Annotated in this window: 23 protein-coding genes and 1 tRNA gene; 11 read left to right on the top strand and 13 right to left on the bottom strand. The window is 68.8% G+C overall.

The window, feature by feature from the left end:
• Window positions 1-17 precede the first annotated feature (17 nt).
• Window positions 18-680, top strand: a complete 663-nt coding sequence (locus HNR00_RS14605; RefSeq protein ID WP_183570516.1) for a DUF2155 domain-containing protein — start codon at window positions 18-20, stop codon at window positions 678-680.
• A gap of 50 nt (window positions 681-730) precedes the next feature.
• Here the strand turns inward: HNR00_RS14605 and HNR00_RS14600 are convergent, their stop codons facing one another.
• Complete coding sequence (locus tag HNR00_RS14600) at window positions 731-1,210, bottom strand: monooxygenase family protein (protein WP_183570514.1); 480 nt, start codon at window positions 1,208-1,210, stop codon at window positions 731-733.
• Between the two features lie 47 nt (window positions 1,211-1,257).
• On the opposite strand from HNR00_RS14600, the gene HNR00_RS25530 reads away from it, so the two are divergent.
• Window positions 1,258-1,995: a TetR/AcrR family transcriptional regulator gene (locus HNR00_RS25530; RefSeq protein ID WP_312886062.1), complete on the top strand. Its 738-nt coding sequence runs from the start codon at window positions 1,258-1,260 to the stop codon at window positions 1,993-1,995.
• A 6-nt stretch (window positions 1,996-2,001) separates the two neighbouring features.
• On the opposite strand, the gene aat is transcribed toward HNR00_RS25530, so the two are convergent.
• The 10 genes from aat to carB form a co-directional block, all read right to left on the bottom strand.
• Window positions 2,002-2,676, bottom strand: coding sequence for a leucyl/phenylalanyl-tRNA--protein transferase (gene aat / locus HNR00_RS14585; RefSeq protein WP_183570511.1), 675 nt, complete (start codon window positions 2,674-2,676; stop codon window positions 2,002-2,004).
• Between the two features lie 229 nt (window positions 2,677-2,905).
• Window positions 2,906-4,273 (bottom strand): acetyl-CoA carboxylase biotin carboxylase subunit, encoded by a 1,368-nt coding sequence (gene accC, locus HNR00_RS14580; protein ID WP_183570509.1) that lies wholly within the window; start codon window positions 4,271-4,273, stop codon window positions 2,906-2,908.
• A 10-nt stretch (window positions 4,274-4,283) separates the two neighbouring features.
• Window positions 4,284-4,760: an acetyl-CoA carboxylase biotin carboxyl carrier protein gene (accB, locus tag HNR00_RS14575; RefSeq protein WP_183570507.1), complete on the bottom strand. Its 477-nt coding sequence runs from the start codon at window positions 4,758-4,760 to the stop codon at window positions 4,284-4,286.
• Window positions 4,761-4,778: 18 nt separating this feature from the next.
• Complete coding sequence (gene aroQ / locus HNR00_RS14570; RefSeq protein WP_183570505.1) at window positions 4,779-5,234, bottom strand: type II 3-dehydroquinate dehydratase; 456 nt, start codon at window positions 5,232-5,234, stop codon at window positions 4,779-4,781.
• A 289-nt stretch (window positions 5,235-5,523) separates the two neighbouring features.
• On the bottom strand, window positions 5,524-6,414 hold the full coding sequence (locus HNR00_RS14565) for a LysR family transcriptional regulator (RefSeq protein WP_183570502.1): 891 nt from the start codon (window positions 6,412-6,414) through the stop codon (window positions 5,524-5,526).
• Window positions 6,415-6,656: 242 nt separating this feature from the next.
• The gene (gene trxB / locus HNR00_RS14560) at window positions 6,657-7,631 is read right to left on the bottom strand and encodes a thioredoxin-disulfide reductase (RefSeq protein ID WP_183570500.1); all 975 of its coding nucleotides are present in this window, start codon (window positions 7,629-7,631) and stop codon (window positions 6,657-6,659) included.
• Between the two features lie 251 nt (window positions 7,632-7,882).
• A complete protein-coding gene (locus HNR00_RS14555; RefSeq protein WP_183570498.1) occupies window positions 7,883-8,959 on the bottom strand; it encodes a mitochondrial fission ELM1 family protein in 1,077 nt (358 codons plus the stop codon).
• Window positions 8,960-8,997: 38 nt separating this feature from the next.
• A complete protein-coding gene (locus HNR00_RS14550; protein WP_312886061.1) occupies window positions 8,998-9,519 on the bottom strand; it encodes a hypothetical protein in 522 nt (173 codons plus the stop codon).
• Window positions 9,507-9,983, bottom strand: coding sequence for a transcription elongation factor GreA (gene greA / locus HNR00_RS14545; protein WP_183570647.1), 477 nt, complete (start codon window positions 9,981-9,983; stop codon window positions 9,507-9,509). The genes HNR00_RS14550 and greA overlap by 13 nt, the downstream gene beginning before the upstream one ends.
• Window positions 9,984-10,109: 126 nt before the next feature.
• Entirely contained in the window at window positions 10,110-13,583 is a 3,474-nt protein-coding gene (gene carB, locus HNR00_RS14540; protein ID WP_183570496.1) for a carbamoyl-phosphate synthase large subunit, read from the bottom strand.
• Window positions 13,584-14,072: 489 nt separating this feature from the next.
• On the opposite strand from carB, the gene HNR00_RS14535 reads away from it, so the two are divergent.
• Window positions 14,073-14,516, top strand: a complete 444-nt coding sequence (locus HNR00_RS14535; RefSeq protein ID WP_183570494.1) for a pseudoazurin — start codon at window positions 14,073-14,075, stop codon at window positions 14,514-14,516.
• 30 nt (window positions 14,517-14,546) lie between these two features.
• Here HNR00_RS14535 and HNR00_RS14530 read toward each other — a convergent pair whose 3' ends face one another.
• A complete protein-coding gene (locus HNR00_RS14530; protein ID WP_183570492.1) occupies window positions 14,547-15,047 on the bottom strand; it encodes a CAP domain-containing protein in 501 nt (166 codons plus the stop codon).
• A gap of 419 nt (window positions 15,048-15,466) precedes the next feature.
• Between HNR00_RS14530 and HNR00_RS14525 the strand changes: the two genes are divergently transcribed.
• The gene (locus tag HNR00_RS14525; RefSeq protein WP_183570490.1) at window positions 15,467-17,626 is read left to right on the top strand and encodes a class I SAM-dependent methyltransferase; all 2,160 of its coding nucleotides are present in this window, start codon (window positions 15,467-15,469) and stop codon (window positions 17,624-17,626) included.
• Window positions 17,627-17,780: 154 nt separating this feature from the next.
• On the opposite strand, the gene HNR00_RS14520 is transcribed toward HNR00_RS14525, so the two are convergent.
• Window positions 17,781-17,857, bottom strand: a tRNA-Asp gene (locus HNR00_RS14520).
• 470 nt (window positions 17,858-18,327) lie between these two features.
• Here HNR00_RS14520 and HNR00_RS14515 point away from each other — a divergent pair.
• From HNR00_RS14515 to nuoF, 7 genes are read left to right on the top strand one after another with little or no spacing between them, the layout of a single operon-like run.
• Window positions 18,328-18,693, top strand: coding sequence for an NADH-quinone oxidoreductase subunit A (locus HNR00_RS14515; RefSeq protein ID WP_091942006.1), 366 nt, complete (start codon window positions 18,328-18,330; stop codon window positions 18,691-18,693).
• Window positions 18,694-18,745: 52 nt separating this feature from the next.
• On the top strand, window positions 18,746-19,333 hold the full coding sequence (locus HNR00_RS14510) for a NuoB/complex I 20 kDa subunit family protein (protein WP_183570488.1): 588 nt from the start codon (window positions 18,746-18,748) through the stop codon (window positions 19,331-19,333).
• Between the two features lie 10 nt (window positions 19,334-19,343).
• Complete coding sequence (locus tag HNR00_RS14505; RefSeq protein ID WP_210306491.1) at window positions 19,344-20,015, top strand: NADH-quinone oxidoreductase subunit C; 672 nt, start codon at window positions 19,344-19,346, stop codon at window positions 20,013-20,015.
• 11 nt (window positions 20,016-20,026) lie between these two features.
• A complete protein-coding gene (locus tag HNR00_RS14500; RefSeq protein ID WP_183570486.1) occupies window positions 20,027-21,217 on the top strand; it encodes an NADH-quinone oxidoreductase subunit D in 1,191 nt (396 codons plus the stop codon).
• Window positions 21,214-21,615, top strand: a complete 402-nt coding sequence (locus tag HNR00_RS14495; protein WP_183570484.1) for a hypothetical protein — start codon at window positions 21,214-21,216, stop codon at window positions 21,613-21,615. Before HNR00_RS14500 ends, HNR00_RS14495 begins: the two co-directional genes overlap by 4 nt.
• A 2-nt stretch (window positions 21,616-21,617) precedes the next feature.
• Window positions 21,618-22,946 (top strand): NADH-quinone oxidoreductase subunit NuoE, encoded by a 1,329-nt coding sequence (gene nuoE, locus HNR00_RS14490; RefSeq protein WP_183570482.1) that lies wholly within the window; start codon window positions 21,618-21,620, stop codon window positions 22,944-22,946.
• Between the two features lie 10 nt (window positions 22,947-22,956).
• Window positions 22,957-24,258, top strand: coding sequence for an NADH-quinone oxidoreductase subunit NuoF (nuoF, locus tag HNR00_RS14485; protein WP_183570480.1), 1,302 nt, complete (start codon window positions 22,957-22,959; stop codon window positions 24,256-24,258).
• Window positions 24,259-24,265: the final 7 nt, after the last annotated feature.

The raw sequence follows: 24,265 nt of genomic DNA, 5'->3' as shown, positions 1-24,265 counted from the left end.
TGACTCAAGAGGGCGCCTTGAGCCGCATCTCCGCCCCATCGTTGCGCCGGACCGCGCTCGCCGCGCTGGCGCTGACGCTCGCCGCGCTGCCGGCCTCGGCCGACAAGATCAAGAACCCGACCGCAGTCTTTTCCGGGCTCGACAAGATCACCGGGCGGATCGTGACCTTCGAGGTCGCCATCGACGAAACGGTGCAGTTCGGCGCGCTGCAGATGACGCCGCGGGTGTGCTACTCGCGCCCCCCCACCGAGACGCCCAAGACCACCGCCTTCCTCGAAGTCGACGAGGTGACGCTCGACAGCAAGTACCGGCGCATCTTCACCGGCTGGATGTTCGCGGCGAGCCCCGGCCTGCACGCCATCGAGCACCCGATCTACGACGTGTGGCTGACCGATTGTAAGGGCGGCACCGACGTGATCGCCGAGGCGAAGGAGCAGGAGGACGTGCCCGCGCTCGCCTCCCGCCAGGACAAGCCCGGCCGCAAGAAAGGCAGCGACCCGACGAAGACCGCCCAGCAGGTCAACCAGGCCGGTCAGGTCGATGTCGAGGGGCCGCGCGGCGTGCCGGTCCAGCCGAAGCAGAAGCCGTCCCGCAAATTCTTCCCGAACAACGAGGGCCCGGCCCCGGCCCCGCCACAGCCGCGTGAGCCGCAGAACTTCTTCGACGCGCTGTTTAGGTAAGGGGTTTCGAAAGGGCGAGCCCTTTCGCGGGTGCAGGGTGGAACCCTGCCTCACCCCGCCAGCCGCTGCCGCGAAGACATGAACGGCCCGACCGGCTTGCGCGCCCCGGCGAAGCGGGCGAGCCCGATCGGATTCGGCAGGCCGACATAGATGGCCTCCATCCCGCCCGAGAGGCGGTAGGCCTCGTGCCAGAAGGCGGTGCCGGAGCGGTCGCGGCCGAAATCGCGCCACCATGTCCGGTGCGGCTCCGAGCGGGTGAAGGCTTCCAGGCTCTCGAAGTCGCGCCAGTACTGGCGCATCCCGATATGGTTGAGGCCGAACACGAGGTGCTCGTGGACGAGGAGGCCCTCGGGCATTTCCCGCTGGATGCCGGCGATGCCGCGGCCGATGCCGACGAGCGCCAGCAGGCCCCGCCACGTGCCGACCCGGAAGCCGAGATAGACCACGACGAGGTCGGGATAGCCGGAGAGATCGACCGATTCCCGGTCGGGCCGTGCCTCGTGACCCGCTTGCACCGCTTCCGCCGGCATGGCACCACCTCCATGTTTACACCGTCATCATAGGGGCGGCGCGTACAGTGTCAACATCGCGGCCCGCGAAGGCCGGCTACCACCACGGCGAATTGCGCGAGGCGCTGGTCGCGGCCGGGCTCGCGATCCTGAAGGAGGGGGGCGATCCGGCCTCGCTCGGCCTGCGGGAGGCGGCGCGCCGCGCCGGCGTCTCGGCTATGGCGCCCTACCGGCATTTTTCCGACAAGGACGCGCTGCTTTCCGCCGTCGCCGCGGTCGGATTTGAGCGCTTGCGGGCCGATCTGGAGGCGGCGGACCGGGGGGCCTCTCCTCCCCCTTGCGGGGAGGAGGTAGGAGGTGGGGGTGGTGCCGGAGGAGGCTCGGTGGTGCCTTCTGCCCGACCCCCACCCCTAACCCCTCCCCGCAAGGGGGAGGGGACAGGCGCTCCGTCCGGTGTCCGAGCGGGAGATGGACAAGCCGCGCTGGTCGCCCAGGGCGTGGCCTATGTCGCCTTCGCAGCGGCCAATCCGGGGCTGTTCCGGCTGATGTTCCGCAGTTGCTCGGCCGCGCTGCCCGAGGCGCTGGCCAAAACCTCGGCCGACGCCTTCGGCGTGCTCGCCGCCCGCGTCGCGACGCTGGCGCCTGCGGAGCACGCCGCGGACGAGGCGCTGCGGTGCTGGGCACTGGTTCACGGCATGGCGGTGCTGTCGCTCGACGGGTTGTTCCGCGACGAGCTGCGCGGGGACCGTCAGGCCGTCGTCGCGCTGGCCGGACGGCTGCTCGCCCTCGACGCGCGTCGGCGGTGACGCCGATCAGTCCGCCTCGCGCTTGATGCCGAGATCGGCCAAAGCCTCGCGCCCGGAGAAAATCCGCGCCGGGTCGCCCCACTCGGCCCGCTCGGCGGCGGCCTCGTTGAGGCGGCGCTTGTAGACGTGGCGGGGCACCTCCTCGACGCCGAACTGGCTGAGATGATCGGTGAGGAACTGCGTGTCGGCGAGGCGAAAGCCGCCGCGGCGCAGGCGGGCGACGAGGTGGACCAGGGCGACCTTCGAGGCGTCGCGGGCCTCGTGGAACATGCTCTCGCCGAAGAACGCGGCGCCGAGGCAGACGCCGTAGAGCCCGCCCACCAGCCGGCCCGCCTGGTAGACCTCGACCGTGTGGCAGGCGCCGCGGTCGTAGAGCGCGCCGTAGAGGTCGCGGATGCGCCCGTTGATCCAGGTGCGGGCGGTGTCGCGGCGGGGCGCGGCGCAGCCGTCGATCACGGCGTCGAAATCGCGGTCGGTCATGACCTCGAACACGTCGGAGCGGACGGTGCGGGCGAGGCGCTTCGGGACATGGAAGCGGTCGAGGGGCAGGACGCCGCGGGCGCGCGGCTCGACCCAGTAGATCGTCGGGTCGTCGGCATCCTCCGCCATCGGGAAGATGCCCGCCGCGTAGGCCTTGAGCAGGATGTCGGGCGTGATGTCCACGGAAGTCCTGTCGTGCATCGGACTCGTTGTCGCTCCGGCGGGGCGGGAACGCCAGCCCCATCATCCTCCGTCGTCATTCCGGGGCGCCGCAGGCGAACCCGGAATCCACGACTGGCCGCAGCGGGTTGCAGGTCGTCGCATCACGGGTGGATTCCGGGTTCCGCTGCGCGGCCCCGGAATGACGGCGGAGGGCATGAAAAAGCCGGCCCTATGATGGGGCCGGCTCTCGTCTCGCAGGCTCGATCGCTCAGCGCTTCGGGTCGGTCTCCGACAGGCCCTCGCGCTCCAGAAAGCCTTCGAGCCAGTGGATGTCGTAATCGCCGTTCTGGACGTCGGCGTTACGCACCAGGGTGCGGAACAGCGGCAGCGTGGTGTCGATGCCGTCGACCACGAACTCGTCCAAGGCGCGACGCAGGCGCATCAGGCACTCGTTGCGGGTGCGCCCGTGCACGATCAGCTTGCCGATCAGCGAATCGTAGTTCGGCGGGATGCGGTAGCCCTGGAAGGCCGCCGAATCGACGCGCACGCCGAGGCCGCCGGGCGGGTGGAAGTAGGTGATGAGGCCCGGGGAGGGCCGGAAGGTCGCCGGGTGCTCGGCGTTGATCCGGCACTCGATGGCGTGGCCCTCGACCTTGATGTCCTCCTGCGCGACCGACAGCCCGCCGCCGGCCGCGACCCGGATCTGCTCGTTGACGAGGTCGATCCCGGTGATCATCTCGGTGACGGGGTGCTCCACCTGAATCCGGGTGTTCATCTCGATGAAGTAGAACCGCCCGTCCTCGTAGAGGAACTCGATGGTGCCCGCACCGATATAGCCGAGCTGGCGCATGGCGTTGGCGCAGATGCCGCCGATCTCGGCGCGCATCTCAGGGTTCAGCACGGGCGAACCGCCCTCTTCCCAGACCTTCTGGTGCCGGCGCTGGAGCGAGCAGTCGCGCTCGGCCAGATGCACGGCGCCGCCGCGGCCGTCGCCGAGGATCTGCACCTCGATGTGGCGCGGCTTGGTCAGGTACTTTTCGAGGTAGACCGCGTCGTCGCCGAAGGCCGCCTTGGCCTCGGTGCGGGCCATGGCGAGCGCCTGTTCGAGGTCGGCCTCGGTGCGGGCGACCTTCATGCCGCGTCCGCCGCCGCCGGAGGCCGCCTTGACCAGCACCGGATAACCGATCTCGGCGGCGACCCGTTTGGCCTCGTCCGTGTCGGTGATGCCGCCTTCCGAGCCCGGCACGCAGGGAATCCCGAGGGCCTTTGCCGTGCGCTTGGCCTCGATCTTGTCGCCCATGACGCGGATATGCTCGGCCTTGGGGCCGATGAAGCCGATGTTGTGGTGGGCCAGCACCTCGGCGAAGCGGGCGTTCTCCGACAGGAAGCCGTAGCCCGGATGCACCGCGTCCGCTCCCGTGATCTCGCAGGCCGCGATGATCGAGGGAATGTTGAGGTAGCTGTCGCGGGCGGTCGGCGGGCCGATGCAGACGCTCTCGTCGGCCAGTCGCACGTGCATGGCGTCGGCGTCGGCGGTGGAGTGGACCGCCACCGTCGCGATGCCGAGTTCCTTGGCCGCGCGCAGGATGCGCAGCGCGATCTCGCCGCGGTTGGCGATCAGGATCTTGTCGAACATCCGCCAGCCATCACTCGAGGACGAGGAGCGCTTCGCCGTACTCGACGGGCATGCCGTCCTCGACGAAGATCGCGGTGACGGTGCCGGCGCGGGGCGCCACGATGTCGTTGAAGGTCTTCATCGCCTCGATGAGCAGCAGCTTGTCGCCGGCCTGGACCCGCGCGCCGACCTCGATGAAGGGCTTCGCCTCGGGCGAGGGCCGCAGGTAGGCGGTGCCGACCATCGGCGAAGGCACGGCGCCAGGATGGCCCGCGCCGGCCTTGGCCGGGGCCGGGGCCAGAGCGGCGGGCACCGCCGTCGGCGCGGGCGCCGCCGCGGCCAGGGCGGGGGCGGGCGGGGCGACCTGGACCGCGACCGGCTCGATCCTGCGGACGACGCGGATGCGCAGGTCGCCCTTCTCGACCTCGATCTCGCTCAGATCGGTCTCGGCGACCATCTTGGCGAGTTCGCGCACCAGATCGGGATCGAAGGGTTCGTTCTTGGCCATCGGCTCTTGGTTCTGCAGTCAGGAGGCGGACGGGGTGCGGCCGCGCAGGAGATGGGCGAGGGCGTCGAGCCCCGCCAGGTAGCTGTAGGGACCGAAACCCGCGATCACGCCGGCACAGACCGGCGCGATCAGGGAGACATGGCGAAACGCCTCGCGGGCATGCACGTTCGAGAGGTGGATCTCGACCGCGGTCACGCCGGTGCCCGAGATGGCGTCGCGGAGCGCGATCGAGGTGTGCGTGTAGGCGGCGGCGTTGATGAGCACCCCGGCTCCGGCCCGGCCCGCCTCCTGCACGAACGACACGAGTTCGCCCTCGTGATTCGTCTGACGGAAGGTCAGGGCGATATCGAGGCGAGCCGCGCGCTCCTGCAGATCGCGCTCGATGTCGGCGAGCGTCGCCGCGCCGTAGATGCCCGGCTCGCGCGTGCCCAGCAGATTGAGGTTCGGCCCGTTGAGGCAGTGAATCGCGGTCATGCCAGCCGGATGTCTTTCGACGGGGGCTCGGAAGCCGCCCGGCGGGGAGGGCCGGTCTTAGACGAGGCGGCGCGCCCGCGACAAGGGCGGTCGTGATTTACGTGAGGTGGGCGCGTCCGCGGTCACGCTGTCCTTCGACCCGTGCCGTCATTCCGGGGCCGCGCAGCGGAACCCGGAATCCACCGGTGATGCACGGCCGTACGAGGCGCCTCGGCCAGTCGTGGATTCCGGGTTCTCGCCTTCGGCGAGCCCCGGAATGACTGTGGTGGGTGATCTGTCGACAGAGACCTCAGTAGGTCCAGCGCTGAGCCTTGTTCACCAGGAAGTCGCGGAACGCCTGGACGCGGGCCACGGTGCGCATCTCCTCGGCGTAGACGAGGTAGCTCTCCATGGTCGGCATTTCGACCTCGCGCATGACCTGGACGAGGTTCTCGTCGCCGTCGACCGCGTAGTCGGGCAGGATGCCGACACCGATGCCGGCCTCCATCGCCTTGTGCAGGGCGTTGATGTTGTTGACCGTGAAGTGGACCGGGCGACGGTCGTCGCCCTCGCGGCCGATGCTGGCAAGGTAGTGGGTGGCCAGCAGGTAGGACGGCTCGTTGCCGCCGAAGGAGACGAGGCGGTGCTCGTCGAGGTCGGCGATGGTCTTGGGCTCGCCGAAGCGCTTGACGTAATCGGGGCTGGCGAAGGCGTGGTAATGCACGGTGAACAGCCGCCGCTGGATCAGGTCCGGCTGGGCCGGGCGGCGCATGCGGATGGCGATGTCGGCCTCGCGCATGGCGAGGTCGAGTTCCTCGTTGGTCAGCACCAGCTCGACCCGCACGTCCGGGTAGAGGTCGAGGAATTCCGAGATCCGTCCCGCGAGCCAGGACGAGCCGAGCCCGACGGTGGTCGTCACGCGCAGGTCGCCCGAGGGGCGCTCGCTGGTCTCGACGAGGCGGGCGCGGGTGTTCTCCAGCCGCAGCTTCATGTCGCGGGCGGCGCGGAACAGCAGGTCGCCCTGCTCGGTCAGGATCAGGCCGCGGGCGTGGCGGTGGAACAGGGGCGCCTTCAGCTCGCGCTCCAGCGCGCTGATCTGGCGGCTCACCGCCGACTGGCTCAAGCCGATGTCGTCGCCCGCCCGCGTGAAGCTCCCGGCCTCCGCGACATTGAGGAAAATCCGGATCTTGTCCCAATCCAAGGCCGTCACTCCCGCCCGTCGAGGTCTGCCCGTCACGAGAGGCCGCGACCTTCGGGCGTTGCACGACGCAATCGCTGTACGCGCCCTCGCCATTCGCCGAGCGAAGAGCTTCCGGCGAAACCGTAGGGTTCCTGCATCGTCCAGGCTAGGACGGCAAGCTTGCGATTTGGTTGCGCGGCAATCTTCGTCAACAGGGAAGTGGGCGCCGGTCACCCGCGCCCACCCTTATCCCCATCGCAAAACTATTCGGCCGCGGCCTTGGCCGGGCTCTCGCCGACATCGAGGGCGGCGAGGTACTTCTCGGCCTCCAGGGCGGCCATGCAGCCCATGCCCGCGGCAGTGATCGCCTGACGGTAGACGTCGTCGGTGACGTCGCCCGCCGCGAACACGCCGGGCACGTCGGTCGCGGTCGTGCCCGGCGTCACGGTGATGTAGCCGCCGTGGCGCATCGGCAGCTGGCCCTCGAAGATGCCGGTCGCCGGCTGGTGGCCGATGGCGACGAACAGGCCGTCGGCGGGGTGCTCGACGATCTCGCCCGAGCGCAGGTCCTTCAGGCGCAGGTGGGTGACCGAGGGGGGCGTGGCCGAGCCGCAGATTTCTTCCACCGCGTGGTGCCACTTCACGCTGACGTTGGCGTGCTTGAACAGGCGCTCCTGCAGGATGCGCTCGGCCCGGAACTCGCCGCGGCGGTGGACCACCGTCACGGACTTGGCGAGGTTGGCGAGATACAGGGCCTCCTCGACGGCGGTGTTGCCGCCGCCCACCACGGTCACGTCCTTGCCGCGGAAGAAGAAGCCGTCGCAGGTGGCGCAGGCCGAGACGCCGAAGCCCTGGAACTTCGCTTCCGACGGCAGGCCGAGCCACTTCGCCTGGGCACCCGTGGCGATGATGAGCGCGTCGCAGGTGTAGGTCTCGCCGGAATCGGCCTCCAGCCGGAACGGGCGGGTCTTCAGATCGACGTTCGTGATGTACTCGGACACGATCTTGGTGCCGACATGCTCGGCTTGGGAGCGCATCTGCTCCATCAGCCACGGGCCCTGGATCGCTTCGGCGAAGCCCGGATAGTTCTCGACGTCGGTCGTGATCATGAGCTGGCCGCCGGGCTGGAAGCCGGAGATGAGCAGCGGCTCGACCATGGCGCGGGCGGCGTAGATCGCGGCGGTGTAGCCGGCCGGGCCTGAGCCGATGATCACGAGTCTCGCGTGGGTGTGGGCCATCTCTCGCCGTCTCCTCTTGCCGGCCTGTCCCGCTTGGCGGGGCCGGCCCGTCGTCCCGTCGATTCGCGCGTACTCTGCCACGGCACGCGTAAAATGATTTTTTCGGAGTTTCGGGCGCCTCGATGCGCTCGGCCTCCGGCGATCATGCTGCCAGAGCATCGTCCTGAATATCGGATCCAGGACGAAGCTCTGGATTCTCGTGTCGCATCGCCTTTTTCCGAAAGCCGGAAACCACCTTTCGGGACGATGCTCTAGAAAAGTCCCTTCCCGGACGCCTTCGGCTGCGTCGCCGGGGACGCCGTACCCCCGCCCGGCTCGAAGCGCCGCCGATGCGCTGCGTAGGCCTTCGCCATCGCCTCGGCGATCTCGGGCGTCGCGTCGATCGGTGCGTAGCGCAGGGCCTCCAGGCGGCCGATGAACGGTTTGAGCGCCCCCGCCATGGCGAGCCCGGCGAACATCCGCCGATGCCGGATATAGGTACGCGGGAGGTCGAACAGCAGGAGAGGCACACCGGTGCTCGCGGCCTCGCCGACCATGTTGGCCGAATCCGAGGTGACGACGACGTGGTCGGCCAGCGCCAGCATGCCGACGTAAGGGTTTTCGCCGGTGCCGTCCCAGAGGAACCCGCCCTTGCGGCGGATCAGGTCGGCCAAGGCCGCGCTGAGGTCGGGCGGGGTGCGCCGCGAGACCGTCATCATCAGCGAGCAGCCGCCGTCGGCGAGCTTGGTGAGGTCGCGCACGAGGCGCCGCGTGTCGGCCTTGCGGTAGCTCAGGTGCCGGCTGTCGCCGCCGATCAGCACGGCGATGCGCGGCCAGGGCAGGGCCGAGAGCCGCGGATCGGGCCGGGTGCGGGCGGCATCCAACCGGGCGCGGGAGACCGGGTGCGGGGCGGTCAGCGTCGTGAAGACGTTGGCTCCCCGCAGGTCGTCGTAATCCGGCACCCAGATGAAGTCGGCGGTGTCGTGCCCCGTGCGCGGGTCCTTGAGGAAGGCCGTGAAGGTGCGCCCCGTCGAGGCGCGCCGCACCGCCCGCAGGTAGGGCACGGCGCGCCGGCCCGAGGCGATCAGGATGTCGGGCAGCGGGCCTTCGAGCAGGCCCCCGGCCCTGCCCGGCGCGTCGCGGGGGTCGATCGGGCCCCAGGGGGCGGTCCAGGTCAGGGGGCGGCCGCGGGGGATGCGCCGCGTCTCGACGGCGAGGCCCAGGGCCTGGGCGATCCCGATGCACTGGTTCTCGTCGCCGGCCTTGCCGTCGGTCACGATCCAGGCGCGCGCACGCCCGATCTCGGGCGGCACGACGCCGTCACCCGCCCCCGGCCCGCTTCCGCTCACGCCACGCACGTCCCCGAAATGTGTCCCGCTCCCGGACCCTACCGGGTCGGGAGCTGGCGCCGCAGCCAGGCCGCGTAATGCTCGGCGAGCGCCCCGACCCGCCGCCGCTCGGAGGCCGGATCGTACCACGCGCCACCCGAACTCGCCGGCAGGGCCGAGAGCTGGGGATGACGGGCGAGGACCGTGCCGTCGCGGCCGACCAGAAGCGCCTCGCCCTCGAGATAGTCGGTCACCCCGCCGCCGCCGAGGCCGCTGCGGCCGGCGCCCTGAGCTCCGGTATAGGGGTTGAGCGAGAGGCCGCTCACCCGTACCACCAGGGTCGGGGCGCCGCGCACGATCCGGTCGCCGAAGGCTTGGCGCAACGCCGCGGTCAGGTCGGCCCGCAGGGCCTCCGCCTGCGGCCCGCGGCCGTAGGCGTCGAGCGTGCGCACGTCGACCGAGACGCCGCCGAGACGGCCGAAATCCTGCGCGGCGGCCGGCCCCGCGAGCAGGGTGAGGCCCAGAAGAGCGGCGAGGCCGGGGATGCGCCAGAGGACCTGCACTTGGTTCAGGCGCCCCACTCGACGGCGACGACCTCGTAGGACTTGCCGCCGCCCGGCGTCGTCACCTCGACGGAATCGCCGACGCCCTTGCCGATGAGCGCCCGGGCGATCGGCGAGGAGATCGAGACGCGGCCCTCGCGCACGTCCGCCTCCGGCTCGCCGACGATCTGGTAGGTCTTCTCCTCCTCGGTGTCCTCGTCGAGGAGTTTCACGCGCGCACCGAACTTGATCTTGGCACCCGAGAGCTTCGCGGTGTCGATGATCTCGGCCCGCGCGATCATGCTCTCCAGTTCGAGCACCCGGCCCTCGTTGTGGGACTGGGCCTCCTTGGCGGCATGGTACTCGGCGTTCTCGGACAGGTCGCCCAGCGCGCGCGCCTCGGAGATCGCCTGGATGATGCGCTGCCGCTCCACCTGCTGGCGATGCTTCAGCTCCTCTTCGAGGGCTGCGTAGCCGCGGATCGTGATCGGAACCTTGTCGATGCTCATGGTCTCGCGCCACAATGAAGAGGCCCGGCGGGAGCGTGAACTCCTTCCGGGCCGGAAATCGGCTGTCAGTTCAGGCCGCGAGGCGCCCTGTCCGCCGGGCCCCTCGCGCGCCGGAGGTATTTAGGCCGCGAAGTATTCCTGCAAGGCCCGCACCTGAAGATCGCCCTCGAGATAGGCTCTGATCCCCTCGGCCGCCGCCATCGCGCCGGCCAGAGTGGTGTAGTACGGCACTTTATGCAAGAGGGCCGCCCGCCGGAGCGAGCGGGAGTCGGACAGCGCGCCCGCGCCCTCGGTGGTGTTGATGACGAGGGCGATCTCGCCGTTCTTGATCGCGTCGACGATGTGGGGCCGGCCCTCCAGCACCTTGTTGATGCGGCCCGTGGGGATGCCCTCGTCGGCGAGATACCGCTGCGTGCCCCCCGTCGCCAGGATCGAGAAGCCGAGTTCCGACAGGAGCCGGATGGTGGGCAGCACGCGCGGCTTGTCGTCGTCGCGCACCGAGATGAACACCGTGCCGGTGCGCGGCACCGCGGTTCCCGAGCCGAGCTGGCTCTTGGCGAAGGCCACGCCGAAGCCGGCATCGAGCCCGATCACCTCGCCGGTCGAGCGCATCTCCGGCCCGAGCAGCACGTCGACGCCGGGGAAGCGGGCGAAGGGGAATACCGCTTCTTTCACCGCGATGTGGTCGAGCTTCTTCGGCTTGAGGCCGAACCCGTCGAGGGGCTCGCCCGCCATGATCCGCGCGGCGATCTTGGCGATGGGCTCGCCGATCACCTTGGCGACGAACGGCACGGTGCGCGAGGCGCGCGGGTTCACCTCCAGCACGTAGATGGTGCCGTCCTTGATCGCGTACTGCACGTTCATCAGGCCGCCGACCTTGAGGGCCAGCGCCATCGCCCTGGTCTGGCGCTCCAGCTCCGCGAGGGTCTCCGGCGAGAGCGTGCGCGGCGGCAGCGAGCAGGCCGAGTCGCCCGAATGGATGCCCGCCTCCTCGATGTGCTCCATGATGCCGGCGATGAACACGCTCGATCCGTCGCAGACCGCGTCCACGTCCACCTCGGTCGCGTCCGACAGGTAGCGGTCGAACAGGAGCGGGTTCTTGCCCAGCACCGTGTTGATCTGCCCCGTCTTGTCGTTGGGGTAGCGCGCCTTGATGTCGGAGGGGATCAGGCTCGGCAGCGTGCCGAGCAGGTACTCGGCGAACTGCGCCTCGTCGTGGATGATCGCCATGGCGCGCCCGCCCAGCACGTAGGAGGGGCGCACCACGAAGGGCAGGCCGAGTTCGGCCGCCACCAGCCGGCTCTGCTCCACCGAGTAGGCGATGCCGTTCTTGGGCTGCCTCAGCCCGAGCTTGTCGAGGAGCCGCTTGAACTGGTCGCGGTCCTCGGCGAGGTCGATGGCGTCGGGCGAGGTGCCGAGGATCGGCACGCCCGCGGCCTCCAGCGCACGGGCGAGCTTGAGCGGGGTCTGGCCGCCGAACTGCACGATCACGCCGTGCAGCGTGCCCGCCTGCCGCTCGGTCTCGATGATCTCCAGCACGTCCTCCGCCGTCAGCGGCTCGAAATAGAGCCGGTCGGAGGTGTCGTAGTCGGTCGAGACCGTCTCCGGGTTGCAGTTGACCATGATGGTCTCGTAGCCGGCCTCGGTGAGCGCGAAGCAGGCGTGGCAGCAGCAATAGTCGAACTCGATGCCCTGGCCGATCCGGTTCGGGCCGCCGCCGAGGATGATGACCTTCTTCTTGTCCGAAGGGTAGGCCTCGTCGGCCACGGTGCCGGCGAAGGGGGCGACGTAGGTCGAGTACATGTAGGCGGTCGGCGCCTTGAACTCGGCGGCGCAGGTGTCGATCCGCTTGAAGACCGGGCGCACGTCCAGGTCCCGGCGGGCGGCGCGCACCGCGTTCTCGTCGGTGTCGGCCAGAACCGCCAGCCGCGCGTCGGAGAAGCCGGCGGCCTTGAGCTGGCGGAAGGCGCCGGGCGTGGTCGGCAGGCCGTGGGCCTTCACCCGGTTCTCCAGATCGACGATGGCCTGAAGCTGCTCCAGGAACCACGGATCGATCTTGCAGGAGGCGTGGATCTCCTCGTGGCTGATCCCGAGCCGCATCGCCTGGGCGACCTTGAGCAGGCGGTCGGGCGTCGGCGTGCCGAGCGCGGCCTTGATGGCGTTGTGGTCGTCGCCCTTGCCCAGCCCCTCGATCTCGATCTCGTCGAGGCCGGTGAGACCCGTCTCCAGCGAGCGCAGCGCCTTCTGAAGCGACTCGGCGAAGCAGCGGCCGATCGCCATGGCCTCGCCGACCGATTTCATCGCGGTGGTCAGCGTCGGCTCGGCGCCGGGGAACTTCTCGAAGGCGAAGCGGGGGATCTTGGTGACGACGTAGTCGATCGTCGGCTCGAACGAGGCCGGGGTCGCCCCGCCGGTGATGTCGTTGGCGATCTCGTCCAGGGTGTAGCCGACGGCGAGCTTGGCCGCGACCTTGGCGATCGGGAAGCCGGTCGCCTTGGAGGCCAGCGCCGAGGAGCGCGAGACGCGCGGGTTCATCTCGATGACGATCATCCGGCCGGTGGCCGGGTCGATGGCGAACTGCACGTTCGAGCCGCCGGTCTCGACGCCGATCTCGCGCAGCACCGCGAGCGACGCGTCGCGCATCACCTGATATTCCTTGTCCGTCAGCGTCAGCGCGGGCGCCACCGTGATCGAATCGCCGGTGTGGACGCCCATCGGATCGATGTTCTCGATGGAGCAGACGATGATGCAGTTGTCCGCCTTGTCGCGGACGACCTCCATCTCGTACTCCTTCCAGCCGAGCACGCTCTCCTCGATCAGCACCTCGTTGGTCGGCGAGGCGTCGATGCCGCGCTCGACGATTTCGAGGAATTCCTCGCGGTTATAGGCGATGCCGCCGCCGGTGCCGCCCATGGTGAAGCTCGGCCGGATGATCGCCGGCAGGCCGACTTCGGCGAGTGCGATCAGGGCTTGGCCGAGCGCGTGCTCGATGTAGCGGCGGCGGCGGTCGCCCTCGCCGTTGGTCCAGGCCCTCTCGAATTCGGCGAGCGCCGCCGCACGGGCGGCGGGCTCCGCGTTGGCCGCCTCGATCCGCGCGGTCTCGGCGAGGTATCTTTCGCGGTCGGCCTTCTTGGCCGCCGACGCGTTGGCGAGTTCGGATTTCGGCGTTTCCAGGCCGATCTTGGTCATCGCATCGCGAAAAAGGTTGCGATCCTCGGCCTTGTCGATGGCCTCGGCGGTGGCGCCGATCATCTGCACGCCGAACTTCTCGAGCACGCCCATGCGCTTGAGCGAGAGCGCGCAGTTCAGCGCGGTCTGGCCGCCCATCGTGGGGAGGAGGGCGTCGGGCCGCTCCTTCTCGATGATCTTGGCGACGATCTCCGGGGTGATCGGCTCGACATAGGTGGCGTCGGCCATGTCCGGGTCGGTCATGATCGTCGCCGGGTTCGAGTTAACCAGGACGATCCGGTAGCCCTCCTCGCGCAACGCCTTGCAGGCCTGGGTGCCGGAATAGTCGAACTCGCAGGCCTGCCCGATGATGATCGGTCCCGCACCGATGATGAGGATGGAGTGGATGTCGGTGCGTTTCGGCATGGAGCGCCCTTAAGACCTTTCGCGCGCGCTCGCACCCCCGCGCGCCACCTCTTCAGGGCGGCGCCCGAGGGGATCGGGCGTCTTGGATGATCGTTAAGCTCCGCGTCTACACCCGGCCGACCGGGTTTGAAAGGGCGCCCCGGGAATGCCGCGGGCTTCGAACGCGGGGCGATGCGATCGGGTCGGCTTCGATCCAACACGCCGGTCGGTCCGGGGCCGCGCAGCGGAGCCCGGAATCCATCGGTAATGCGGGCCCCGCACACAGCGTCGCGGCCCGTCGTGGATTGCACGCCTCCGGTGTCCCGGAATGACAGGCGTCGAGAACGATGGGCGATCTGGTTTGTCTCAACTCACGTCGTGAATTTAAAGTATAATTATTCGACTTATCGATTGCGCATCCGCATTTGATGTTTCGGAAGCGACTCGATATCGAGAATTTGTCGACGAAATACGTCGATCATCATGAGAATAATTCCGAGGAAGCGAACGATGACGCTGAAGCATCTTCCGGCCGTGGCCGCCCTGGTCTCGGGTCTCGCCGCTACGCTGCCGGCCGCCGCCGACGAGGTGACGGTCAAGACCCTCAACAGCGGGCCGGGCGGGTCGATGGTGTTCGATCCGGCCTTCGTGCGGCTGAAGCCGGGCGACAGCATCAAGTTCGTGCCGACCGACAAGGGCCACAACGTCGAGACCATCAAGGGCATGGCGCCGGACGGGACGGAGTCCGTGAAGTCGACGGTCGGCCAGGAGGCGGTGATCAGGTTCGACAAGGAAGGCGTCTACGGCTTCAAGTGCTCGCCGCATTACCTGATGGGCATGGTCGCGCTCGTGGTCGTCCGCGACCAGCGCGACAACATGGAGGCCGCCAAGGCGGTCACCCACGGCAAGCTCGCGCAGAAGCGATTCGATCCGCTCTTCGCCCAGGCGCAGTAAGCCTGATCCGCCGACGAAGGCGGCCGCCGCTCAGTCGGCCGCCATCACCAGCGCCCAGAAGCGCTTGTAGCGGGTGTCCGGCGCATCGACGCGGGCGATGCCGACCCGGCGCAGCTGCGGCATCAGCATGTTGCGGTTGTGCTCGGGCGAGGCCTTCCAGCGCGCCAGCACCTGATCGAACGTCTCCGAGCCCGCGCTGAGGTTTTCCGACGCGTAGCGCTTGCCGAAGCCCGCGCCCGCCATGCGGCTGTCGAAGGACCCCGCGGCCTCGTGGCTGAGCCGCCCGGCCCGCGCATTGGCGACGGCCTGGAACGAGGCGGCGCGGATCAGCCGCGAATCGATCGTGACGGGCCCCAAACCGTGCTGCGCGCGGTAGCGCGAGATCGCCTCCGCCGCCGCCCCCTCGTCGAGGATCACCGGCACCGTCGGCAGGCTCGCCTCCAGCACCGGCGAGCTACCGCAGCCGGCAAGGGCGAGCGGAAGCGTCAGCGCGAGGAGGACGGTGGCAGAGGCGGGGCGCAGGATCGGCATCGGGCAGATTCGAGAGGTGTGCGGCGGACGGTCCGAGCGCTTCCCCGGCCGATGCGGCGAAACCGCGGCGGGGCCGGGGGCCGCGCCGAGGATCGACGGGAGCGTGGCACCGCGGCCACGCTGCCGCCTTGGCCGGAGCCGTCGGGCGGAGGCGGGGCCGCGGGTGCGCCGCTCTCGACGGAGCCCGGATTAGACGGTAAGCGGGGCCTCGGATGGGTCCGCCCCAACCTCTCCGGGAATCCTGCGGGACGGGGCCGTCGGGCCGTTGTTCCCGGCCATCTCCGAGCCCGGCAGATCGCCGCGTCGCGTGGCTCAGCGGGGCGATCCGTCCGGACGAGAGGCGGAACCGGACCCTCCGGGCTTCGTCGGCGGGCGGCGAGGGGTGAGTGCGGGCCGTGAGGCCGCGGGAGCGAGTGACGATGAAGCTTCATGTGTTCGGACGCCACCCGATCCCGCAGGGCGGCTTCAACGGCGTGATGAGCCTGTTCGAGTGCATCGAGTTCGCCCGGCTCGGCTACGAGGTGACGCTGCTCCTGCCGTTCGTGACGAGGGAGAGCTACGAGGAGTTCCTCCAGAAGCACAAGATCGGCTCGCTCGACGAGCTCGACCGCTACGGCGCGCGCTTCGACATCCGGCCCGTCTTCCCCGACGGGGATGGTTTTTCCGAGTGCGACATCTTGATCTACCAGTCCTACTTCGTCGAGGACTGGATCAAGTTCGGCGCGCTCTGCCGCCAATACGCAAAAGTCACCACCAAGAATTTTCCGAAGTTCGTCCCGAGCCCGGATCTCGTCCAGACCTCGGCGGTGCTGGGGCAGTTCGGTCAGTTCGATTTCGTGGCCTGCTCGCTGCAGGAGGACGTCGACCTGCTCCAAGCCGATCCGCGGGTGCGCGCGGAATACCCGGCCCGGTTCGCCTACGTGCCGCGGGGCGCCTCCCCGTCGATGCTGCATCCGGGCTACAAGTCCGGCCTGCCGCCGACGATCGGCCTCGACGTGCCGAACATGCCGGACATGCTGGCGATCCAGCATTACGTCCGCCCGATCGAGCGGCTGAAGGCCGAATTCCCTGACCTCAAGGTGATGAGCATCGGCCGCCCGGTGCCGATCGAGGGTGCGATCAAGGTGCCGTTCGGCCGGTTCGACCGGATCTACGAGCAGTTCTTCAACCGGGTGCACGTCTACTGCACCATCAATTACGAGCACAGCCCGCCGCACCTGCAGGCGGAGGTGCAGAAGAAGAACCCCCTGTGGAAGGCCAAGGCCATCTACGAGGTGCAGAACATCGAGGCCCAGATGAGCGGTGCGGCCCTGATCGGGCACCGCAGCAACATCATCGAGGAGCTGTACCGGCCCGGCGAGACCGGCTTCAACATCCTCGATTTCGGCGACGAGGAGCAGATCTATCAGGTGCTCCGCCGTGCCCTGCTCGACCGCGCGGTCAACGCCGTCGCCTGCCGCAACTATGCCATCGCGAACTACGATTGGCGGCACTGCGTACGGTTGTGGAGCGAGGGCCTCCAGGGCCTGATCCGCCACCGGTCCGGCGGCACGAGCCCGGCCGCCGGACAGCCTACGCCGCAGCCCGCCCCGGCGGCGCCCGCTGCCGCTGCGCCCGTCTCTCCCGCGCCTGTCGCGGCGCCGGCCGCGCCGATCCCCGCGACGCCGGAGCAGGAGATCGCCACGCTGATCAAGCTCGGCCAGAAGTACAAGTGGGCGACCGGCGAGGAGCGGCGCAAGCTCGAGGCCCACGGCGTCAGCCTGGGACGGACCGACTTCTATTCCGAGACGCCGAGCCTCGCCGAGATCGAGGCCTCGTTCGAGTACGAGGGCTACCAGAGCACGCGGGACTCGAAGCCCATCTTCGACGACGCGGACGTCTTCGACCTCGCGCGGATCGAGAGCTACGGGCGGTCCCTCGTCGAGTACACCGGCCAGTTCGCACCGCCGGTCGAGAAGACGGACGAAGGGTTCTACTGGAAGAACTCGCAGTTCAGCGGCACCGACGCGATGTCGCTCTACGGCACCATCCGCAAGCTGCGTCCGGCGAAGGTGGTGGAGATCGGCTGCGGCTTCAGCTCGCACGTCGTCAACGCGGCGCTGGAGGCCAACGGTTCGGGCTCGCTCACCTGCATCGATCCCGAGCCGCGCACCGACATCAAGAACCTGCCCAACATCCAGTTCCGGCAGGAGAAGATCCAGGGCGTGCCGGCCTCGTGGTTCCAGGAGAACCTGAGTGCGGGCGACGTGGTGTTCTTCGACGGCTCGCACACCGTGAAGACCGGCAGCGACACGATCTACTTCTACCTGCGCATCCTGCCCTACCTGCCCAAGGGCGTGATCGTGCATGCGCACGACGTACGGCTGCCGTTCCCGCGCAACCGGCAGGCCCTGCTCGAGGCCAAGCTTTACTGGGGCGAGCAATACCTGCTGCTGGCGCATCTCTATAATCAGGCGCGCTACCGGGTGCTGTTCGCCTCCGACCTCGTCGAGCGTCGCCTCAACGAGCTGTCGCGGCAACTGATGCACGGCCGGCACGGCAGCGGCGGCGTCAGCCTCTGGTACGAGATCGTCGGATAGGAACGCCCATGCCGACGGCGCCTGCGGGCGCCGTCGGAGCCCATGCGGGCTCGCGATCGAGCGAGCGGTCCGACAACGATCTGAAGAAAGCAGGGAAACGGCACCGACGCGCGTCGAGCGCAAAGTTCGATGATGCCGTTCCTGAAGGAGAGCGTGGCGCGGGCGACGGGGCTCGAACCCGCGACCTCCGGCGTGACAGGCCGGCACTCTAACCAACTGAGCTACGCCCGCGCTTTCGTGTCGCCGGAGGGGCTGGCCTCGCTGCCGGCGACGAGGCGGGGTTTAGGTGGGGTGCTCCGGGCTGTCAAGCAAAGGAATCGCAGTTTCGCGATTCCCTGCGCAGCCGGCTTCCGAGCCGCTCGGGAGAGGATCGACGCCCGCCGGCCCGGACGGTCCGCGGCGGGTCGAATCGCAGCCGATGGAAGCCCGAGGACGAGACCCGCACGGCCTCTCGATGACGGCGCCCCATGCGTCCCGGGAAGCCACCCCATGCGCTGGTATACCAGGGACGACATCTGTCACCGCATGGGGCGATTGTGCGACGCGCAACGCACTTGTCTCTCTCGGGGGGCTCGTCTAAGCCTCGCCCGGCGCCCAGTCTGGCATTGGAGGAATTCCATCGGGAGGATTCTTCTCCGCGGCCAGGCGTCGACGCGAGGGCACTCCATGATCCTCCCGCGCAACGGAACGAGGGGTTCGGCATGACCGGCCTGCTGGCGGACTATCTGCCGCTCATCGTGTTCATCGGCGTCTCGCTGTTCATCGCCGTGGCGCTCCTCGTCGCGCCGTTCATCGTGGCCTATTCGAGCCCCGATCCCGAAAAGCTCTCGGCCTACGAGTGCGGCTTCAACGCCTTCGACGACGCGCGCATGAAGTTCGACGTGCGCTTCTACCTCGTCGCGATCCTGTTCATCATCTTCGACCTCGAAGTCGCGTTCCTGTTCCCCTGGGCGATCACGTTCGGGGAGCTCGGCTGGTTCGGCTTCTGGTCGATGATGGTCTTCCTCGGCGTCCTCACCGTCGGCTTCGTCTACGAGTGGCGCAAGGGCGCCCTCGAGTGGGACTAGGCCGGACCCGCGCGCCACGCCGCCTTCACCGTTTCCTCGCTCAGAGGCACAGATGGCCCTGAACCCGACCCTGTCCCGCGCACCCGAGATCGCGCCGCAGCCGAAAGGGATCATCGATCCCTCGACCGGCCGGCCCATCGGCGCCACCGACCCGATGTTCCTCTCGATCAACGACGAGCTGGCCGACCGCGGCTTCCTCGTCACGAGCGCGGACGAGCTCATCAACTGGGCCCGCACCGGCTCGCTGATGTGGATGACCTTCGGGCTCGCCTGCTGCGCCGTCGAGATGATGCAGATGTCGATGCCGCGCTACGATTGCGAGCGCTTCGGCTTCGCCCCGCGCGGCTCGCCCCGGCAGTCCGACGTGATGATCGTCGCCGGCACGCTGACCAACAAGATGGCGCCTGCGCTGCGCAAGGTCTACGACCAAATGCCGGAGCCGCGCTACGTCATCTCGATGGGCTCCTGCGCCAACGGCGGCGGCTACTACCACTATTCTTATTCGGTGGTGCGCGGCTGCGACCGGGTCGTGCCGGTCGACATCTACGTGCCGGGCTGCCCGCCCTCGGCGGAAGCGCTGCTCTACGGCGTCCTGCTGCTGCAGCGGAAGATCCGCCGCATCGGCACGATCGAGCGCTGAGGGGCCGGCGATGAGCGAGACCATTCCCGCCGTCACCACCAACGGCATCGTCCTTCGCGGCACGGTCGCCGCAGCTCAGGGCGACGCGGCTCTGCGCGCCATGGGCGAGCGCATCGCTGGCGCGCTCGGCCCCGCGGTCACCCACTGGAGCATCGCCTTCGGCGAGCTGACGCTGACGGTCCAGGCCAGCGACATCGTCTACGCGCTGACCTATCTGCGCGACGAGCCGGCCTGCGCCTTCCGCTGCTTCATCGACATCTGCGGCGCCGACTATCCCCAGCGCGCCCGCCGGTTCGACGTCGTCTACCACCTCCTCTCCCTGCGCCATAACATGCGCGTCCGGGTGAAGGTGCAGACCGACGCGGCGACCCCGGTGCCGTCGGCGATCACGGTGTTCCCGGCGGCGAACTGGTTCGAGCGCGAGACCTACGACCTCTACGGCATCCTGTTCTCGGGCCATCCCGATCTTCGGCGGCTGCTGACCGATTACGGCTTTGAGGGGCATCCGCTGCGCAAGGATTTCCCGCTGACCGGCTTCGTCGAGGTGCGCTACGATCAGGACGAGGCGCGCGTCGTCTACGAGCCGGTGAAGCTGACGCAAGAGTTCCGGAACTTCGACTTCCTCTCGCCCTGGGAGGGCACCGACTACGTGCTCCCCGGCGACGAGAAGAAGTCGAGCTGAAGGCCGCGGGCATGTCCGAACACAACATCCGCAACTTCTCGATCAATTTCGGGCCGCAGCATCCGGCGGCGCACGGCGTGCTGCGCCTCGTGCTCGAACTCGACGGCGAGGTGGTCGAGCGGGTCGATCCGCATATCGGCCTGTTGCACCGCGGCACTGAGAAGCTGATCGAGCACAAGACCTACCTCCAGGCGACGCCCTATTTCGACCGGCTCGACTACGTCTCGCCGATGAATCAGGAGCACGCCTTCTGCCTCGCGATCGAGCGGCTCGCCGGCATCGAGGTGCCGCGTCGCGCGCAGCTCATCCGCACGCTGTTCTGCGAGATCGGGCGGCTCCTCTCCCACCTCCTCAACGTGACGACCCAGGCAATGGATGTCGGCGCGCTCACGCCCCCGCTCTGGGGCTTCGAGGAGCGCGAGAAGCTGATGATCTTCTACGAGCGCGCATCGGGTGCGAGGCTCCACGCCAACTACTTCCGCCCCGGCGGCGTCCATCAGGACCTGCCGCCCGCGCTGATCGACGACATCGAGGCGTTCTGCGACCCCTTTCTCCAGGTGGTGCAGGACCTCGACGACCTCGTCATGGCCAACCGCATCTTCAAGCAGCGCAACGTCGACATCGGCATCGTCACCCAGGACGAGGCGATGGCCTGGGGCTTTTCCGGCGTGATGGTGCGCGGCTCGGGCATCCCGTGGGACCTGCGCAAGTCGCAGCCCTACGAGTGCTACGAGGAAATGGATTTCGACATCCCCGTCGGCAAGAACGGCGACACCTACGACCGTCAGGTCATCCGCATGGAAGAGATGCGGGAATCGGTGAAGATCATGCGGCAGTGCTGCGCCAAGCTGCGCGAGCCTGCGGGCCAGGGGCCGATCGCCTCCACCGACGGTAAGTTCGCGCCCCCGCCGCGCCGGGAGATGAAGCGCTCGATGGAAGCGCTCATCCACCACTTCAAACTCTACACCGAGGGCTTCCACGTGCCCGAGGGCGAGGTCTATGCGGCCGTCGAGGCGCCGAAGGGCGAGTTCGGCGTCTATCTGGTCTCGGACGGCACCAACAAGCCGTACCGCTGCAAGATCCGCGCGCCGGGCTTCGCGCACTTGCAGGCGATGGATTGGATGTGCCGCGGCCACCTGCTGGCTGACGTTTCTTGTGTGTTGGGCACGCTGGACATCGTGTTCGGTGAGGTGGACCGGTGACAGCGCGGGTCGGCCTCGCGTTCGGCTTGGTCCTGTTGGCGTCCGCTGCCGGCAGCGATCCAGCGCGGGCTCAAGGTGTGTGGAACGAGTTGCAAGCCTGGGAACGAGCGGCGCCCGCGCGTGAGGCCGAGCAACAAGCGATGTCCGCACGCGCCCAAGCCGCATTCGCTCCCTGCAAAGGCGAGAAATCACCGTGCAGGACGCAGCTGGTCGAACAAGGCTGGCGGGTCACCTTCTCCAGCTTCGAACCACTGGGTATCGACATCGGTCTCGCGATCAACCTTCTTGAACTAGAAGGTCAGCAACAGATTTGCACGACTTTCATTGCTCATGACGACGCGGAACACGAACGGCCTTGCCGTGGCATGGCACCGTCGAGCGACATGGTAAAGAACTGACGATGGCCAACCGCAGACTCGCCCCCGCCGCCGAGCAGCCCCAGCACTTCGCGTTCTCCCCCGAGAACGCCGAGTGGGCCCGCGGCCAGATCGAAAAGTATCCGGAGGGGCGCCAGGCCTCCGCCGTGATCCCGTTGCTGTGGAAGGCGCAGGAGCAGAACGGCGGCTGGCTGCCTCGAGCCGCGATCGAGGCGGTCGCCGACCAGCTCGGCATGCCGCATATCCGCGTGCTGGAGGTCGCGACCTTCTACACGATGTTCGCGCTGGAGCCGGTCGGGCGCTTCTGGATCCAGCTCTGCGGCACCGTGCCGTGCGATTGCTGCGGGGCCAAGGAACTGAAGGCCGCGCTCCAGGCGCGCCTCGGGCCGCCCGGCCACGTCTCGGCCGACGGCAACTTCTCCTGGCTCGAAGTCGAGTGCCTCGGCGCCTGCTGCAACGCGCCGATGGTGCAGATCAATCAGGACTACTACGAGGACCTCAGCCCTGAGAGCCTCAACAAGCTCATGGACGACCTCGCCGCCGGGCGCCCGGTGAAGATCGGCTCGCAGGTCGGCCGGGTCTCGTCCGAGCCGAAGGACGCGGTCAACACGCTGACCGACCCGACCCTGTTCGACGGGTCCCGCGTCGGCGCATGGCGCAAGCGCTTCGAGGCGACCAAGGACGAGGAGGCGGTCAAGCAGGACGAAGCGAAGTCCACAGAGGCGCGCGCTGCCACGGAAGCCAAGCCCGCCCGTCCCGAGGCCGGCCGCCCCGTCGAGCAGGGCACCGCCGACGGCCCGGCCCAGCGCGCCGCCGCGGGTCAGGCACCCGTGCGCGAGTCCGACAAGGCGGACGCCGCCGAGCGCGGCACCTCCGAGGCCAAGACCGCCGCGGCCCGGCCCGGCGACAGTCCGGCGCTCGATTCGCCGGCCGAGCGCGCCGCCGCCGGTGAGCCCCCGGCCAAGACCGAGACGCCCGACGCCGAGACCCGCGCGCTCGCCGAGGACGCCGCACTCCGCACCGAGCCGCCGCAGCACCCGGCGGCCGCCGGCGCCGACGACGGCGTGCCCGAGGCGGAGAACCCGGAAGCGCGCGCCGACGCGGCGGGCGAGCGGCCGAAGGGCCTGCCGGCTGCCCGTGAGTACCGGCCGGACGATCTCACCAAGATCCGCGGCATCGGCCCGGTCAACCAGACCCGGCTGAACGCGCTCGGCATCTGGCACTACGATCAGATCGCCGCCTGGACCCCGCGAGAGGTTGCCTGGGTCGGCGCCTATCTCGCGTTCCCCGGTCGCATCGACCGGGAGAACTGGGTGAGGCAGGCTGCCGATCTCGCCGGAACGAAGGGCTGAGGACCGAAACATGCTCTCCGATCAGGATCGCATCTTCACCAACCTCTACGGCCTGCACTCGCCCGATCTCGAGGCGGCGAAGAAGCGCGGCGCGTGGGACGGCACCAAGTTCCTGCTCGACCAGGGCCGGGACTGGATCATCGACGAGATGAAGGGCTCGGGCCTGCGCGGTCGCGGCGGCGCCGGCTTCCCGACCGGGCTGAAATGGTCGTTCATGCCCAAGAAGTCCGACGGGCGCCCGCACTACCTCGTCGTCAACGCCGACGAGTCGGAGCCGGGCACCTGCAAGGACCGGGAGATCATGCGGCACGATCCGCATCTCCTGATCGAGGGCTGCATGCTGGCCTCCTTCGCCATGGGCGCGCATGCCTGCTACGTCTATCTGCGCGGCGAGTACGTGGCGGAGAAGTTCGCCCTACAACGCGCCGTGGACGAGGCCTACGCGGCCCGCCTCGTCGGCCAGTCGAACGTCCACGACTACCCGTTCGACATCTACGTCCACCACGGCGCGGGCGCCTATATCTGCGGCGAGGAGACGGCCCTCATCGAGAGCCTGGAAGGCAAGAAGGGGATGCCGCGGCTGAAGCCGCCGTTCCCGGCCAATATGGGCCTCTACGGCTGTCCCACGACGGTCAACAACGTCGAGTCGATCGCGGTGGCCGGCACGATCCTGCGCCGCGGCGGCGCGTGGTTCGCGGGGCTCGGGGGCAAGAACAACACCGGCACCAAGCTGTTCTGCGTCTCGGGCCACGTCAACAAGCCCTGCAACGTCGAGGAAGAGCTCGGCATCACCTTCCGCGAGTTGATCGACACGCATTGCGGCGGCATGCGCGGCGGCTGGGACAATCTCTTGTGCTCGATCCCCGGCGGCTCCTCGGTGCCGCTGGTGCCGGCCGAGCAGATCATCGACGCCAAGATGGACTTCGACACCCTGCGCAACCTCGGCTCGGGGCTGGGCACCGCCGCCGTGATCGTGCTCGACAAGTCGACCGACATCGTCGGGGCGATCGCCCGCATCTCGTACTTCTACAAGCACGAGTCCTGCGGCCAGTGCACGCCCTGCCGCGAGGGCACGGGCTGGATGTGGCGCGTGCTCACCCGCATGGCCGCGGGCCGGGCGCAGAAGCGCGAGATCGACATGCTCTTGGAGGTCACCAAGCAGGTCGAGGGCCACACCATCTGCGCGCTGGGCGACGCCGCCGCGTGGCCGATCCAGGGTCTCATCCGCCACTTTCGGCCGGAGATCGAGAAGCGGATCGACCAGTACAGCGCCAACCCGCATTCCGATGCCGTGCCGATGGCGGCGGAGTGACCGCCGC

Origin of the sequence: Methylorubrum rhodinum, assembly GCF_014199935.1 — a bacterium.
Lineage (GTDB): Bacteria > Pseudomonadota > Alphaproteobacteria > Rhizobiales > Beijerinckiaceae > Methylobacterium > Methylobacterium rhodinum.
This window is presented reverse-complemented; position numbering and strand designations above follow the sequence as displayed.

What these genes read in the sequence shown, in the direction of transcription:
- HNR00_RS14600 (WP_183570514.1), bottom strand. Translation starts at nt 1,210, where the DNA reads ATGCCGGCGGAAGCGGTGCAAGCGGGTCACGAGGCACGGCCCGACCGG.
- aat (WP_183570511.1), bottom strand. Translation starts at nt 2,676, where the DNA reads ATGCACGACAGGACTTCCGTGGACATCACGCCCGACATCCTGCTCAAG.
- accC (WP_183570509.1), bottom strand. Translation starts at nt 4,273, where the DNA reads ATGTTCGACAAGATCCTGATCGCCAACCGCGGCGAGATCGCGCTGCGC.
- accB (WP_183570507.1), bottom strand. Translation starts at nt 4,760, where the DNA reads ATGGCCAAGAACGAACCCTTCGATCCCGATCTGGTGCGCGAACTCGCC.
- aroQ (WP_183570505.1), bottom strand. Translation starts at nt 5,234, where the DNA reads ATGACCGCGATTCACTGCCTCAACGGGCCGAACCTCAATCTGCTGGGC.
- trxB (WP_183570500.1), bottom strand. Translation starts at nt 7,631, where the DNA reads ATGGCCCACACCCACGCGAGACTCGTGATCATCGGCTCAGGCCCGGCC.
- carB (WP_183570496.1), bottom strand. Translation starts at nt 13,583, where the DNA reads ATGCCGAAACGCACCGACATCCACTCCATCCTCATCATCGGTGCGGGA.
- HNR00_RS14535 (WP_183570494.1), top strand. Translation starts at nt 14,073, where the DNA reads ATGACGCTGAAGCATCTTCCGGCCGTGGCCGCCCTGGTCTCGGGTCTC.
- HNR00_RS14530 (WP_183570492.1), bottom strand. Translation starts at nt 15,047, where the DNA reads ATGCCGATCCTGCGCCCCGCCTCTGCCACCGTCCTCCTCGCGCTGACG.
- HNR00_RS14525 (WP_183570490.1), top strand. Translation starts at nt 15,467, where the DNA reads ATGAAGCTTCATGTGTTCGGACGCCACCCGATCCCGCAGGGCGGCTTC.
- HNR00_RS14515 (WP_091942006.1), top strand. Translation starts at nt 18,328, where the DNA reads ATGACCGGCCTGCTGGCGGACTATCTGCCGCTCATCGTGTTCATCGGC.
- HNR00_RS14510 (WP_183570488.1), top strand. Translation starts at nt 18,746, where the DNA reads ATGGCCCTGAACCCGACCCTGTCCCGCGCACCCGAGATCGCGCCGCAG.
- HNR00_RS14505 (WP_210306491.1), top strand. Translation starts at nt 19,344, where the DNA reads ATGAGCGAGACCATTCCCGCCGTCACCACCAACGGCATCGTCCTTCGC.
- HNR00_RS14500 (WP_183570486.1), top strand. Translation starts at nt 20,027, where the DNA reads ATGTCCGAACACAACATCCGCAACTTCTCGATCAATTTCGGGCCGCAG.
- nuoE (WP_183570482.1), top strand. Translation starts at nt 21,618, where the DNA reads ATGGCCAACCGCAGACTCGCCCCCGCCGCCGAGCAGCCCCAGCACTTC.
- nuoF (WP_183570480.1), top strand. Translation starts at nt 22,957, where the DNA reads ATGCTCTCCGATCAGGATCGCATCTTCACCAACCTCTACGGCCTGCAC.